The organism is Pedobacter foliorum (genome assembly GCF_013266735.1).
Classification (GTDB): domain Bacteria; phylum Bacteroidota; class Bacteroidia; order Sphingobacteriales; family Sphingobacteriaceae; genus Pedobacter; species Pedobacter foliorum.
Genome location: NZ_JABSNU010000002.1, coordinates 247,334 through 262,790 on the forward strand (window position 1 = coordinate 247,334; position 15,457 = coordinate 262,790).

Annotated in this window: 12 protein-coding genes and 1 tRNA gene; 5 read left to right on the top strand and 8 right to left on the bottom strand. The window is 38.9% G+C overall.

Features of this window, described 5'->3' with window-relative positions:
* Positions 1-19 precede the first annotated feature (19 nt).
* The 3 genes from HQN83_RS04840 to HQN83_RS04850 form a co-directional block, all read right to left on the bottom strand.
* Complete coding sequence (locus tag HQN83_RS04840) at positions 20-220, bottom strand: helix-turn-helix domain-containing protein (RefSeq protein ID WP_173089208.1); 201 nt, start codon at positions 218-220, stop codon at positions 20-22.
* 5 nt (positions 221-225) lie between these two features.
* Complete coding sequence (locus HQN83_RS04845; RefSeq protein WP_173089210.1) at positions 226-876, bottom strand: DUF2975 domain-containing protein; 651 nt, start codon at positions 874-876, stop codon at positions 226-228.
* Positions 877-1,037: 161 nt separating this feature from the next.
* Complete coding sequence (locus HQN83_RS04850; protein ID WP_173089212.1) at positions 1,038-2,690, bottom strand: hypothetical protein; 1,653 nt, start codon at positions 2,688-2,690, stop codon at positions 1,038-1,040.
* Positions 2,691-3,231: 541 nt separating this feature from the next.
* Here HQN83_RS04850 and HQN83_RS04855 point away from each other — a divergent pair.
* The 5 genes from HQN83_RS04855 (at position 3,232) to HQN83_RS04880 (ending at position 5,462) form a co-directional block, all read left to right on the top strand.
* Positions 3,232-3,597, top strand: a complete 366-nt coding sequence (locus tag HQN83_RS04855) for a hypothetical protein (protein WP_173089214.1) — start codon at positions 3,232-3,234, stop codon at positions 3,595-3,597.
* Positions 3,598-3,614: 17 nt separating this feature from the next.
* Positions 3,615-3,977, top strand: a complete 363-nt coding sequence (locus HQN83_RS04860) for a hypothetical protein (RefSeq protein WP_173089216.1) — start codon at positions 3,615-3,617, stop codon at positions 3,975-3,977.
* Positions 3,974-4,306: a hypothetical protein gene (locus HQN83_RS04865; RefSeq protein WP_173089218.1), complete on the top strand. Its 333-nt coding sequence runs from the start codon at positions 3,974-3,976 to the stop codon at positions 4,304-4,306. The genes HQN83_RS04860 and HQN83_RS04865 overlap by 4 nt, the downstream gene beginning before the upstream one ends.
* Positions 4,307-4,755: 449 nt before the next feature.
* Positions 4,756-4,977 carry a YdeI/OmpD-associated family protein gene (locus tag HQN83_RS04875; RefSeq protein WP_173089219.1) on the top strand — a complete coding sequence of 74 codons (222 nt, stop codon included), beginning with the start codon at positions 4,756-4,758 and terminating at the stop codon, positions 4,975-4,977.
* A gap of 92 nt (positions 4,978-5,069) precedes the next feature.
* Entirely contained in the window at positions 5,070-5,462 is a 393-nt protein-coding gene (locus HQN83_RS04880; RefSeq protein WP_173089220.1) for a hypothetical protein, read from the top strand.
* 10 nt (positions 5,463-5,472) lie between these two features.
* Here HQN83_RS04880 and HQN83_RS04885 read toward each other — a convergent pair whose 3' ends face one another.
* The 5 genes from HQN83_RS04885 to HQN83_RS04905 all read right to left on the bottom strand — a co-directional run bounded on the left by HQN83_RS04885 (position 5,473) and on the right by HQN83_RS04905 (position 15,420).
* Positions 5,473-6,165, bottom strand: a complete 693-nt coding sequence (locus HQN83_RS04885) for a VIT1/CCC1 transporter family protein (protein WP_173089574.1) — start codon at positions 6,163-6,165, stop codon at positions 5,473-5,475.
* Between the two features lie 60 nt (positions 6,166-6,225).
* Positions 6,226-8,490, bottom strand: coding sequence for a glycoside hydrolase family 20 protein (locus HQN83_RS04890; protein ID WP_173089221.1), 2,265 nt, complete (start codon positions 8,488-8,490; stop codon positions 6,226-6,228).
* 309 nt (positions 8,491-8,799) lie between these two features.
* On the bottom strand, positions 8,800-10,008 hold the full coding sequence (locus tag HQN83_RS04895) for an ATP-binding protein (protein ID WP_173089222.1): 1,209 nt from the start codon (positions 10,006-10,008) through the stop codon (positions 8,800-8,802).
* Between the two features lie 674 nt (positions 10,009-10,682).
* A tRNA-Ser gene (locus HQN83_RS04900) sits at positions 10,683-10,772 on the bottom strand.
* Between the two features lie 157 nt (positions 10,773-10,929).
* Positions 10,930-15,420 (bottom strand): beta-L-arabinofuranosidase domain-containing protein, encoded by a 4,491-nt coding sequence (locus tag HQN83_RS04905; RefSeq protein WP_173089223.1) that lies wholly within the window; start codon positions 15,418-15,420, stop codon positions 10,930-10,932.
* Between the last annotated feature and the right edge of the window lie 37 nt (positions 15,421-15,457).

The window sequence follows — 15,457 nt, forward strand, 5'->3', positions numbered from 1 at the left end:
AGCTTAAAAATAGCAACAGTTAATCTATATCGAGAATATCTCCAGGTTTGCAATCTAGCACTCTACATATTGCTTCCAGCGTATCAAATCTGACGCCTTTTGCCTTTCCTGTTTTTAAAATGGAGAGGTTAACTATGGTTAGACCAACTTTCTCGGAAAGTTCTGTTAAAGACATTTTGCGTTTGGCGAGCATTACATCTAAATTTATGATTATAGGCATATGAGTTAAATAAAGGATTCGTTTTCTTGCTTCATATTTACACCTGCTTTAAAGGCTAAAGCAAAAGCTAAGAGTGCTAGTCCTACTAGGGTTTCTGATCCGATTAAGCCTGTTCCATTTTGTAGCAGATAGCCGGAATCGTTAAGATGTAATTTCTCAATACAATTAATGAATAATTCCTGTGTTATCCATCTTATAATTGGAAGTAATATTAATGTAATCGCTCCAAATAGAATCATGGTCGCATTTCTCTTTGTAAACACCTCATCTTTATTAAAGGAGTTAAATAGTTTTTTGATACAGTAAATTATTAGGCCAATGAGTAGCCAATAAATTAGCTGCGAAATTTGGAACAAAATGGCTGGAAATGAAAATAATTCGCTATGGGACTTAAATCTTAAATGAATTAGAGATTGATTAGTTGGTTGAACTACTACTATGTTGTTGAACCATTTATCCAAAGCTTGAGCGGACACTTGATCTTGAACTTTGTTTTTAGCTATAACGTCATAAATCTGATAATCTCTGGTACTATTACTCATTGTAGGAGCTCCAGAAGAGAATAATTTTATGACTAGAAAAAACACATAAAGTACCAATATTACGGAGGCTAAAGAATTAAGGAATTTGATGATTTTGTTGTCGGATAGTCTCATGTTTATTAGAGTTAATTCAAAACAAAAGTAAAGATTATTTAAAATAAAACAACTAATTATTATTGTTTTATTTTAAATAATTAAATTTTATCAATAATATGGCTACTGGGGTCTTTTGGTGGAAAGGTTAGAAAGGCGAAAAAAAAGCGCAAACATTACAATTAATTAGTCTTAACCTTTATATCCTTGAACATGAACGGATTGTCACTGATTCTCAGCGCTTTCTTACTTGCGGTAGTGATGTTCTTGAGAATAATCTCATTAGTTTTGATATAGGGGAACTTTTCCTGATAGGTACTGTCTGTCATTTCCGGATTGAAATTGGTGAAAATGGAAGGTCCCTGGTAATTATCCGAATGCTTAGAATCGTCAATTCTGAGATTTTCAATGGTGATCCGTTCCGGCATATAGCACGTATAGCCGAAATCATGCTGACCTGAATAAGATCCGCTTATCAGGGAAGCGCTGATGGGTTTGCCGCCTGCTGGCACAAAGACGCAGTTACGAATCACCAGCTCTCCCTGCCAAGTACTGCCGTAGTCGGAGCGCAGGTTGACAAAGCTTCGTCCATTGACAGTGGAGTTTTCGATTGTTAAGAGTCCACTGCCAATGGCATTGATCCCCATGTGTCCAAGGGTTGAGTTGCGGATGGTGGCGTTGGCAACCCCTTGGTGCGCATCAAATCGGGAGAGTGTACAACTATCATAAAGGAGATTTTTGCAAAAGTTTGAGCCTAAAATCCCCCAATACTTATTGTCGTTGATGTCGTTGGTCTGGCTGCAATTCAGGAAAGATACATTAAGGGCACGGTTGACAGAAAGGTCGTAGGTGCCCATTGTTACAGGTTTACCTGCTGCACCGATAGTGCTATAGGTTAGGTGTCCGGTTAGGATGGTGTTTTTTACCGTTACATAGGCGCAGTCACCGATGCTAATGAAGCCTCCATATGGCGCACCTTGGTCTCCTTCGCCCTTGATGTGATGTTGCAAGCCTTCAATAAGCACGTGGGATCGTCTGATCGCTATGTTCCGATTATAATACGTGTATTTTGATTCGGCTTTATTGGCAATTGTGGTGAAGTGGCCTCCGGTGATTTTCAGCAGATTCTCATCGATGGGTAGAGCGGTGAGATCTGTGATCTGTTCGAAATCCCAGATGATTGGTGCATTCATATCCACGTTGCCGTTTTTGTCTGCCAGAAAGATATCGGTTTGCGAAGAGCCATTGTTTTGGTTTAGTCCAAACCGGATGTATTGTTTTACGTTGGAATTTGTGACCGTGATTAAACATGGGCCGGGTAAAGACACAGCGATTTTTTCCTGGTTCCTCTTAAGTGAGGATATCGTTTTCAGTTTAAACGGTTTTAATGATGAACTCATTGTGAAAACAGATGCATCGCGATTTTCTACTTCGGTATCATCAATGATGAAGGCCGCCGTGCCGAAATCTGTGTCCGTTTGGATGAACGCTGTGCGTTCCTTCCCTCCAATATAGTAGGTGGCTCCAGAGTCGGCTTTAACCAAAAGGCCGTGCAGGTTGGCAAATGCATGGGTTGCGGCGATAACATCCATATCATCAGTCTTTCCATTGCCTTTAGCACCGAAGTCACTGTAGTGAACAAATCCGGCGGCTTTAAACTTAAGAACTTCCTTTGGTGATACGTTGATCTGTAATTCCTCGTTGTTGTTGGTGTATACCTGGGTTTTATGCTCCTGAGATGTGATCACTACATTATTTTCAAGTGCGGCTTTATTCTGTGCCTGCGTTACCAATACACAGTTTAAAAAGAGGAACATTAGAAATGTGCACTTCATGATAAGGATTAGTTTAGCCGTCATTAATTTTAAAATGGTCAGTAAGATTTTTTGAAGGTTGTCTTATGGATTAAGATATGTATAAACCGGGTATGGTACAAACTTTTTTGTGCGGTGTTATTACTATCTATTACTCACAGAATCACTCACCAATCTTATGGGGAGTAATGGGTATTTTGGTTTCGATTAAAACAAAAAAACCTGAAATCTTACGATTCCAGGTTTTTTGTAGGTTTTGATACCTTGGCGGAGAGTATTGAATAGTAAAATTGGTTGCTAATTGGAGGCTCTAGTGAGGTTAACAAATTCATTGTATAGCATCGCCTGTTGCGTTAATTGCATTATTGGCCTCAGAATGCTTGCCGCAAGACTCTTTATAATACAAAATATTTTTTTCTCTTATCTATTTGTTATTCATGTAGATATTTGTTTAGTTAAATGTAAGAATTATATTTATAACCTCCGAATAATTATGGTTAAACCATTTTAATGCGGAGGTTGATGATGATTGATTATTCATATCGTTTAAGAAAATTTGTAAATGAATAATTCAATTGGCGAATACCTTAGGTTAAAGTTAAGGAGTAAGAACATTTCAAATAAAGAAGCTGGGGCTTCAATTGGTTTATCTGAGTCAGCCTTTGAAAAAATTTTAACGCAGGATGATATTTATGCTTCGAGAATAGTTAAGTTATCTGAGCTTCTAAAAGAGAACCTTTTAGAATATTACTATAAAATCGAACCGATCAAATCGCTGATTCTAATGGAAAAAAATGAGCATAAATCTGCTCTACGCAACCTTAGTGATAAGATTGAATCGCAAAAGGAGGTGATTGATAGTAAGGAAGAGTTGTTGGTAACACAACGTAAATATATTTATGAATTGGAGACACGTCTTAAGAAATAAAGCTTGTCGCTGGTAAAATGGAAGAAAAAGAAGAAAACCGTTTACGGGTAACCGAATTTAAATTGTGGTTGGAATTTGAAGAGGTTGATCCAGATTCATGGGACAAAGAAAACGACTTTGCAAATATTCATATTGAGACAGCTGATGGCAGACTTTATGGAATAAATGTTTGGACTTTTAAGTTTTTGGAAACTTCAATAGCTCAAGATATAATGGAAAAAAGCAACTTAAATGGCCGTTATATTATTCCTCCAGATTTATTTGTTAGAGAGCTGACAAGGGAGTGTATTAATGAGACAATAACCGACCTGCTTAAAATAGATGATCTAGAAAAAGTTTTAAATCCAAGTATTTTAAGTTTAAAGGAAAATAGCAAATGATAGGCTTTTTATATATAGACGATGATAAAATTGGTGAAGTTGATTTCAAGGTAACTGATGAAAGTATGGGTGGAATTGGAGGTAATTTGATTTCAAATGAGAATTACAGAAAATATCAGCAAATCATCCAACAGCATTGCACAAGGTGTGGAATCTCTAATATTGATAACTTTAATTTTAGAATCGTGCTTGAAGATAATACTGAGCTGATACCTCAAGGTGGTATTGGCGTAACAGACTTGGTCGAGTTTGATGAAGTTTATGTGGAATCAGTTGGATTAGATTTGTCAATGTTAAAAGGAGAGGCGTTTAATAAAACAGGAAAATAAGAAAGCGGGAATGATCTCCGACCATTCCCGCTTCATCTAAATTAACGCTCTCATATGTAAAGACGTTAATCAGGGCTAGATATTGTGTTACCCGATAAATTAAGTTACTGCATACTTCTTTTTAAGTGTTGCCATATCAGCACCAACTTTAATATCCAGTATTTTAGCATAGTGTTGTGTGGTTTGAATATTAGTATACCCGAACATCTTAGATATACCAATAATCCGTGGTGAGTGTTTGCAGTTAGAAGCGAAGATTTTTATCCCACGTAAGATGGTCAGATTGTAATACTTATAATTTTTTGTTGGTTGGTTTGAGCCTGACTGGCTCCTCCGCTCTCCTAATAACGCTGGATTTTTTTGCCTTAAAGCCGTATTTTGCTACTTCTAATTAGGCGGACTACTTTATCTAAACTATATTTGGGCAGTCGTATTTGTAGAGAATTTTTATGCTAAAAAAAGGAGAACATATAGAGGGTACACCCTCGGAACTACAGTCCGTTTTAGAAAATGATGCCGAAGCAAGTGCTTTTTTTGAAAGCCTTTCTAAATCATATAAGCAAGGGTACTGCGACTGGGTAGGTAGTGCAAAACAGGAAGATACCCGAAAAGTACGGGCAGGGAAGGCGTTGATCATGTTGCAAAACAAACAAAAAACGCTTAAGACATAGATAGTTACTCGCCGTGCCCTAACAAAATGAAAGATTAGATATTAAAGTTTTTTATTTAATTTAGATAGAAGCTTTTACAGAGCATAGATTATATGACGCTACTCTTTGAAACTAATGTATTGTGGAGTACAGACTATGAATTGACTCAAAAAAATGAGTACGATCATATGGCAGCGCAATTTTCTGGGATTCCACCAATTCATGATCATCAAGGCGATTTGAGACTTACAGATGGTAATATTCTAATTGAAGGTGACGTTGATTTAATAATAAACCTCTCTGATATTGAGCAGCTTTATCGGGGTTTTGATGAATTTTATCGGCCAAATTTTATTAAAAATTTGGGATTGTTTTGCCAGCCGGTTAGAATAAAATATACCGAAAGATTTTCGATACATACCATCTATTTAATAGCAGGGTACAATTTTTTGGGCTGTACGAATGGAAAAGCATTGTTTAATATGCTTCAGAAGATGCTTTCATGATTTGTATCTGCTATACTTTCACTCCAAATGAGTACCCCACCAAAGCAGTTAATGCCATGGCAATTGTTCCCCAAAGGGTAATCCGGACAACCGCTTTTGCGATACCGGAGCCTCCCGTACGTGCGGCGAATGCCCCCAGAATAGCCAGAAAGACGATCGAAAAACCGTACAAGAAAAATTCCATATTCTTTACCGGAAAAAACAGAGCTATCATAAAAGGTAAAGTACCACCTGCTGTAAACGCCGCGCCAGAGGCAAGGGCTGCTTGAATAGGCTTGGCCTGTGTGATTTCATTAATGCCGAGTTCGTCTCTAAGGTGTGCTTCGAGAGCATTGTGTTGGTGCAGTTCTTTAGCAACAAGGCTGGCTGTTTCTTTTTTTAACCCGCGCTTTTCGTATATTTCTGTTAATCTTTGCAGTTCAATTTCAGGCATTTCATCCAGTTCTTGCTGTTCTCTTTTGATATCAGCTTTTTCTAAATCGGTTTGCGAACTTACCAATACATATTCTCCGGCAGCCATTGACAGTGCTCCTGCAACTAGCCCTGCTAAGACGGCTAAAATAATCGGCTCTCTTGTACTGCTTGCCGTAGCGACGCCAATGGCGATACTGGCAACAGATAATATCCCATCGTTGGCTCCCAGTACGGCTGCACGCAGCCAGTTGCTTTTGTGTATATAGTGATTATCTAAATAATTGTCCAGTGCATCTGTTTTTTTTTACTGCTTGCCATAACCTTTTTTTTCTTTATCTGACTGCTATCGCTAATAAACGACTACCTCATCACTAAACATGAAACCTTTTTTCTCATTCTTTGCCGTAATCCGAATGTAACGAGCCACATTTCCTTTAAGATCAAAAATGAAAGTTTTAAACCTTAACGAAGCATCTGTGTAAGGCACGTCGTTGTCTACCTGTTGTATAGTTTTGAAATTGATTCCATCGGTAGAAAGGGCAATTTTAACATTGGCCGGCATATATACTCCCGGACCGGTTAATTGCATATACCTCATTTTTAATTGGTGTAATGCTTGCTGATTTTCCATGTCAATTGTTACATCCAGATCACCAAGGAAACCTTGCCACTGTCCGTCTCCATAAGTAAGGTCGCCGGTTTGGCCGTTCACCAGTGTCAGCTCTTTTTGTGCCGGATAACTGCTACTATACTCATTATTATAGGTTACTTTTTTACCGATTGCTTTATGCACGTCGATTTCCAGCTCCTGTACTTTTCCTGCAGGGAGTTGATCCTTGAAAATTACGGCTTTAACTGTTCCGGTTTGCGCTAAGGAAATCTCGTTTTGATACAATGGCGACTTAACTGTTGGCGTAGTTCCGTCCAATGTATACCTGATTTCTGGTTGGAATTGCTCTGAATTGATCGTTATCCGGGCAATTTTAGTGGTCATATCAAGATTAGAAATGATACTCAGCTCGTTGGATGGCGGATAATAATTTACATTAAACTGCTGTAACAGCCGATAGTGCTTTTGCAGGCGGGATTGAAAATCATCCCAATTTTTCTGGGATACTGATGTCCATGCAATTTCTGAAAGTGCAATTGCTCTTGGGAAAACCATATAATCAACCTGATTAGAGGTTGGCATGTATTCGGCCCATACATTGGCTTGAACACCTAGTACATGTTTTCGGTTTGCAGGGTCAATTTCGGCAGGAATTGGTTGGTAGCTGTACACTTTTTTCAAAGGAAGGTAGCCACCAATAGCTTCAGGCTGCCCGATGGGGTTCGTTTGGTAGGAATCCAGGTAAAGGTGCGAGCCTGGTGTCATGATCACATCATGTCCGGAGTTGGCTGCTTCAATTCCTCCTTTTTCACCACGCCAGCTCATTACTGTCGCATCTGGGGCTAATCCACCTTCTAAAATCTCGTCCCAGCCAATCATTTTTCTGCCTCTACTGGTCAGGAAAGCTTCGATTCTCTTGATCGCGTAACTTTGTAAACCATGTTCGTCCTTCAGCTTATGATCTTTAATTACCTTTTGGCATTTCGGACATTGTTTCCAGGCTGCTTTGTCTGCCTCGTCACCCCCGATATGGATGTATTTGGAAGGAAAGATCTTCAATACCTCATCCAGCACATTTTGAAGAAAAGTAAATGTGTCTTCATTGCCAATGCAGAATTCGGAATTCTTGTAAGGCAGGCCATAACAGGATAAATTTGGGTAGGCTGCAAGGACTTCTTCACTATGTGCAGGCATCTCAATTTCGGGAATCACAGTAATGCCTCTTTTAGCGGCGTAGCTGATCAGCTCTTTTGCTTGCTCGGCAGTGTAGAAGCCGCCAAATGCAGCTGGACTACCCATTTCTGCATATTTCCGGCCATTGTTCCACCAGGTTTTCCAATTTGCATCGGATCTCCACGCTGCAAACTGAGTAAGCTCCGGGTATTTCTTAATCTCTAAGCGCCAGCCAGCGCCATCGGTAAGGTGCCAGTGGAAGGTGTTTAGCTTGTATAATGATAAAAGATCGATGTATTTTTTTAGAAAAGTAAGGGGTAAAAAGTGACGGGATACATCTAGCATTAATCCGCGGTAGCCAAATGCCGGATGATCTTCGATCCATACAGCAGGTATCGATTTGGTGTCTTTCCTTGTGTACGCGATTTGACGTAACGTAGAGATACCAAGAAGGAGGGCCTGTGGCTGATGCGCGGTAATCATAATTCTGTCCTTCATGATTTCCAGACGATAGGCATTTTGAGCAAGGGTATCTTCTTTAGATGCCTTAACTAGGATGATGCCTTGTTTTGGCAGATGCTTGATATTTTTTAACGTCTTTACTTGATTGAATTTCAAGTAAGGATGTTCCTTCAGTAGTGCTGCTGCGTCCTTAAAATCGGCACTGGCAAAAACTTCAGTTATTGGAGTGTATAGATAGTGTCCTGTTTTAGCAATTTGAACGAGTGGTTTTGGGATGATAAATAAAGAATCCTGTGCAACAGAAATTTGAGGTGTTAAATACAATGCTGTAGCAAAAGAAAGGGCTGCGACCCATTTAGTAATCTTCATGATTTTTGGTTTCGGGTTTGTGTATTTCAAATTTACGAATTATAAGGAGAAGAGCATTTAATTAAATGCATGGGCTTCGTAGACTTTGACTTTAATTTACTGACCGAGTGATTTGCTTACAGGATCCGAATTCGTGCGAAAATTGGTGCTGATTTAAAACAAAAAAGCCTGAAATCGAAAGATTCCAGGCTTTTTGTAGGTTTGATACCTTGGCGGGGAAGGAGGGAGTTCATTGGAACACTTGGAGGGAATATTTTTGATTTTGAGGGATATTTACCGAAAACAGTAATATTCTAAATCTTGTAGGTGCTATTTCAATAAGTATTCATGAGCGGGAATGACATGAATGATCTTTCCATTTTTTTCGAATTGATCTTTTTGTGAAATAGTGACTAAGATTCCTTCTTCAATATTAAATAATTCCAGGGCTTCAATCATACCATTGAGTTCTCTATCTAGATTATCTGGATTTAATTCATAACATACCTGAATGGCTTGATGAAAAGCTCCATTTTTAAATGCAATAAAGTCACATTCTCCTTTTTCTGAAAAATAATAGATCTCTTTGTAAGTTCTGCGAAGGTGTAAAAAGATGAGATTTTCGAATTTACGACCATTGTCTTCAGTAAATGATCCTGAATTGACATTGACCAGACCTGTGTCAATTGCATATACTTTCCTCGGGTTTGCAATCTGTTTTTTTATTGAGTAACTAAACTTAGGAACAAAATGCAATAAATAGGAATATTCCATACGTGATAAATACTCTAATACGGTGCTGGTTGCACCTACTTCAAATATCTTTTTAAGATTGTTACCTGATACAGGCTTCCCGACATTTGAAATTAAATACTGGGCCAGACGCTGTAGTGTTCTAACATCTTTGATACTGTAACGGACTGCAATGTCACGGATCAGTATGTCTTCAAAAAGATGGTTTAGAATGTCGTCGGCTCTTTCTTTAATGTATTCTGGAAAGCCTCCGATTGTTAGATAGTTAATTAGTGATTCCGCAGAAGGTTTTAATTTCTGGTGTGAGATGAACTCGTGATAGGAAAAAGGAAATAATTCTTTAGTAATATGTCTTCCAGTAAGTTTTGTTCCTAGTTCTCTACTCAATAGTGAAGCATTTGACCCAGTGACAACGATCTTATAGCCTTCGTCTAATTTTTGTCGTACATACCTTTCCCATTCGGGTATAATTTGGATTTCATCAAACATTAACACCGAGAGATTCTGTTCCCGTATCAATTCGTCTAACCTTAGAAAATCCTTGTTTTCAAATTCATATAGCCTGGGGTCTTCAAAATTGAGGTATAGTGCTTCAGGATATTTACTGCTTAATAATTGAAAGAGCAAAGTGCTTTTTCCACACCTCCTTATTCCTGAAACAATAAGGGCATGTGAAGCTAGATTTGGTAGGAATTGCAGAGCATCTCTTTTTAAGCCTATATCCTTGTTAGCTATATTAAGACTTTGTGCCTGTATGATCTGACCGAGGATGTTTTGAGGTATCATAAAGAAAAATGTTTGACAGAAAAATACAATAGTTTTGTTTAGTAAACAAAGGTATTGTTCGTTTGGATTGAAAGGTATGCTTTTTCAGTTTGCTTATCGTCTTAACAATCAAACTAGATTGGGCAACTTTATGAAAAACATATTAAACCTAACGGCAGTGGATACGCACCAGCCAATGGTACCAAAGTTTATTACGAAGTATACGGCGACGGTAAGCCTGTCGTTCCCAAGGACATGGCATACACCTTTTTCAGATAGAAAATTATCACGGGCAACTTCAGCTAATTCCCTAATTATGCTATGTAAGTGTTTTTGAATTACTAACTTGGTTAAAATAATGCGCTTTTAATGAATTGGGTGATCTTATATGGTGACAAGTAAGCCTGAAATTATTACTTTAACGACAGATCGTTTGATCGTTAGAGATTTAAATAACAGTAATCTATTGTTACTTAGATATAGATTGCACTTAACAATGCCATATCAGTACCCTCTTTAACATCCAGAATTTTAGCGTAATGTAATGTTGTGTAGTTAGTGTTGGAATGGCCAAGCATTTTGGATCCCGAATGATTCACCAATTGAATATGAATTTCGGGGTATTTCTGGTATCCACTGAAAACAAAAAATCCTGAAATCTTTCGATTCCAGGATTTTTGTAGGCTTTGATACCTTGGCGGAGAGTGGGGGATTCGAACCCGCGGACCCTTTGACAAGTCAACAGTTTTCAAGACTGCCGCAATCGACCACTCTGCCAACTCTCCGCGACAAAAGTACAAACTCAAATCGATTCTACAAACTCAGATTCACATATATTTTATATTAATTTAATATGGAGAAGTTTGTGTATGCTTAATCGGTTGAGCCACAACTTTTTTGCGGTTGAGCTACTTTAAAATAAAAATTTCATAACCCTATTATTTATCTTTCAAATTTTAAAATTGTGTAAGAATTAGCAGGAAAGTCATATAAAGGAGCTTTTCCTGTTAGCTTTATTTTCGAATACACGGTCTTGTGTTGATCAGGATGTGCAGGTGTATTTCTTGAAGTTAATGCACCTTTCAAAGTAGAAATAGATACATCTTCCTTTCTGCCTTCAAAATCCAGATCTAATTCTGTGCGTACATCCAAGCCGGTATTTACTACATGTAGTACCAATGTTTTCCCATCTTCACTGCGAGTTGCGGTTACATCCAGATCTCCCTCTGCTGTACTTTTAACAAGTAGTGGCAAGTGCTGTTCTGCCTGCATTTTTTGAGAATAGAAGGGAGGCATGCCCCATACCTGATCACCTGTAAAGAAAATCTGTCCTTGATCCCAATCGTTGTCGTTTTGTAAATAAGGCTGCAAGGCATTTGCAGGACTAGACGTCAATACAAATTCACTATGTCTTCTAATTGCATTCAAGTTAGTTGCATGGCCTAAAGCTCGCTGTACACCATGTTTACTGCCGTTTTCTTCAAATACAGCTATCTTCATTTTAGTTTCAGGATCCCACTGTTTAAACATGCGTTGCATTTCAGCAAGTTGCTTATCGGTATCCAAACCAGCCCTTGGATCATCGCCACCAACATGAAGATCCCAATAGTCGGCTTTGCCATTCAATTCTTTGAAAACATACTCCATATTAGGAGAGCCTGGGCGCCACCATGCCGCATGGATAAACTTTAATGAGCTATCCTTTTGTTTCATGGCTTGTTGTAATAGTTTGAAACGAGTTACATATTCCTCATAAGCTTGTTTACTATCGCCATTAAAAATCACCTCTTCGTTGCCTATCTCAATGTATTTTACATTGTATGGCTTAGGATGTCCACTCTTTGTACGTTTCGCTCCCCATGGGGTAGATGCGTCACCGTTCAAGTACTCTATCATGTCGGCAACATCTTCTGGTGTCTCATAGATGTTGATTGCGAAGGATGGTTCTATTGATGTTGCTTCACAGAATTTCAGGAACTCCTCAATTCCAAAGCCATTGGTAGTGTACCAGTTCCAGTGCCCGCGGTATGGAGGACGCTTATCCGGATCACCTATCATATTCTTGAATTTGTATTCAGGTGAGTTCACCATAGTTCCTGCATAGCGCATGAAAGTTAGTCCCTGAGCTACCAATGCATTTCCAATATCTGCTCGGATTGGTAAACCTTTAAACTGATCTTTACCTGTGCTCATCAGCACTGCCTGATCTACCCAAAGCTTTCCTTTTGAGGAAAGGTATATTGCTAATCGTGCGTTCTTATCTGCTGTGTTGGATGTTAACGTAAATGGACATTTTTTCCAAGAATTGCCAATACCGTTAAGTTTACTAGAGGCATAAGTTTTACTGCCATCCGCACTTTCAAGTGCCACAGTTACGGGGCCAGTAAGCTTTTCTCCTTTTAAATAGACGCGTCCTTTAAATACCTGATTCTTGCGTAATGCTAAGCCCCAACGATTTAAACTGCGGTTTGCAATACCAACCTTTCCGGTGCCACCTGTAAAAGTAATTACCTGTGAATTTTTACCATTATAGGCTGTATTATTATCTACATAGAAAGTGCCTTTTGCTTCACCTGAGCGTATGATGTCCCAGTTGTAACTTATTTGTTCGTCTGCTGTATTTAAAAGTTTTACTGGTGTTGTTTTACCGTTTTCCTGTAGTGTAACATTGCGAAATTCCATCGCAGAACGCCAGGTGCGCAAGCCAATTTTTCCTTTTAATAATGGATTGCGTTCATCTTTGAAAGACAATACTTGCTGTCCGTTTAAAAATACGACCAGCTCAGGGCCATTAAGTGCTACTTTTATTTTATTCCAGTCTTCAGGATTTACATTAACCGCGGCATCTTTAAACGATTCGAAGTTCTGCATATGCTTTCCTAGACCTATTTTTTTACCATCCCTAGTTAAGCTAATCTCATATCCGTCAAAAATATCATCACCAACTCCTGCATTTGCAACGCGAACAAGCAGTGCTCCGCTTTCACCTCTTCCGGTAAATCTCATTTCAGCCTCAACACTTCCGTTTGTAAGTTCTTTTGGCTCATAAATCAGTTTTGCACTTTGATCAGGTTCAACACCAATGTGGTGTACACCATTCATCACTACATCGCTGGTTGTGTTTCTACCCGGGATGATGGCAATGGCACCGTCTTTTGCTGTCCAATACCCTGTATATCTTCTCCAATTGTTGAAATTTACTCCAGTTGATGGCTCTTCGAAGCTTTCGCCGAAAACACGCTGATCATAGAAACCGCCATAGATTTCGTGGTTCACATCCTCTATGTTAGTTCCATAAATTAACGGACTAATCTTGTTTTGAACTTGATTACTATTTATCGAGATACGGCTTTGCTGCGAAATTGGTAACCAAACTTTATAGCCTTTTCCTTCTCGGTTACCAACTGTGTAATAAGGTATGGCACTAAAAGTTTTGCCATTTGTGAGTTTACCTGTAATTACATTTACACCCTTAAGCATATCTGCACGGTATTGCAATTGCATAGTGGAATTGGTATCAATAATAAGTTGATCGATATCGCCATTATCAACACCCTCAAGACTATACACTATAGGTCCTGATGCAATTGAAACCATGTTTTTTAAATCTTTAACCTGACTGTTTGCGGTAACAAGACGTGGTTTCATTGGCAACTGCAACTCTACTAAATCTCCTTTTTTCCATTCTCTTTTGATAACTGCATAGCCATTGGTGATTGTTGCTTTTTCGGCAACTCCATTAACAAGTAGGTTAAAACCTGCGTTAAGGTTAGACTTGTAAAGGTCAAAAGGATTTTCTTTTCCTTGTGCCCATCCCGGAATTCTAATGTTTAAACTAAAATCAGATTGCTTTTCAGGATTTACATTCAAAGTTATTTTTCCTTCCCATGGGTAATTGGTTTTCTGAGAAATAGCGATCGCCTTTTTATCATCCATCACAATCTTTGCCTCGCTGCTAATAAACATATTAACATATAAGTTGTTGCTTGATGAAGCGTAAATATATTCCGGCAATTCCGATACCATTTTCAGGAACATCGGCGGACAGCAAGGGCAGGAGTGCCATTCCCACCGAGAGTGGTCGTGAGCGTTTAGTGGGTTTTGATAGGTGTATTTATCACCTGATAGGGAAACACCGGTTAATACGTTATTGTACAAAACTCTTTCAAATTCGTCCATGTATTTACCGTCGCCGGTTAATTCATTCATCCTTTGGCTAAAGAATCCGGCACCTACAGCGGCGCAGGTTTCTAAGTATGCACCGGTAGGGAGGAAGTAGTCTGCGCCAAATTTCTCATCATGTGCAATTGCTCCAACTCCACCTGTTACGAACATTCTGCGACCAACCATATTATCCCAAAGTCTGTTAGCAGTTTGTATATATCTCGGATCTTGGTTTTCTAAAGCTACAGCGGTAATACCGGCAGCTAGCAAAGTTGCACGCACTGCATGGCCTTCAATAGTTTTTTGAGCGAAAACCGAAATTGAATCCTGTGCATAATCACCCCATGTTGGTCTTGGGAATTTCTGTGTTGCGCCTTCGTTATATTTTTGGTCTTTAATCCATTGCTCGGCTTTATCGTTACCCCAGGTTTGCCATAGGGGATATCCCGTGTTATTTCCGCGGTTTTCTATCCAGAATCTAACCAGATCATAGTAATCTTTTTCGTTTACCGGAATGCTGAGTTTTTTCTTAAGGTCTGGATTCTCCTTGTAAAGCCAGTACAATTTCATTACCGCTTCTTCTGGTCCTGAATGTGCAGGAACGATATTTCTTTTTGGAGCCGGTCCCATAAGTTTGCTCATTTGATTTGCAAATCGGGTAGCTACTTCCAAAAGTTTAGTTTTACCGCTAGCCTTGTAATAGTGAACACCTGCCTCTATTAGCATACCTGCATTGTAAACATCATGTTGGAAACGTAATAAACCGCCATTGTCTCCCCAACGGTGAGTAGGCTCCATCAGATCTGTATAGGTATTGATATAGCCCGAGGTATCAGCTTTTTGCGCGGCGTATATGCGGTCGATATAACCGTCAAGTCTGGCCTGAAGTTTTGCGTCTGGATGTTGAATGGTTAAATCTCCTATACCACGGATGGTTTCATAGATTAATCCATCAAACCAAGGTAAGCCAGCATGTTGTCCGGTACCTTTTTTACCTGCTGCTATCTTGTCGAAATTCTCAAAAACATTGTTTTTGCCTCTTTCTTCTGCCGACTTAAGGTGTTGTCCTTCAAATTTGTTCAGTACATCGTTGGCAGTAACGGTACTCCAAATCTCGAATTTAGGACTCCAGAAGGCATCATTAATCTTTACTGTTTTTTCTTGCGAAATATGACTCGCTTTATGGTTCACCACGCCGAGTCTTTTACCCGAGCAGCTAAAGAGAATCAATGCAAAACCAGTAATGACGTAAGTATAGTTCTTTTTCATTTGTGTGTGATTGAGTATCCAAATATATAAATACTTT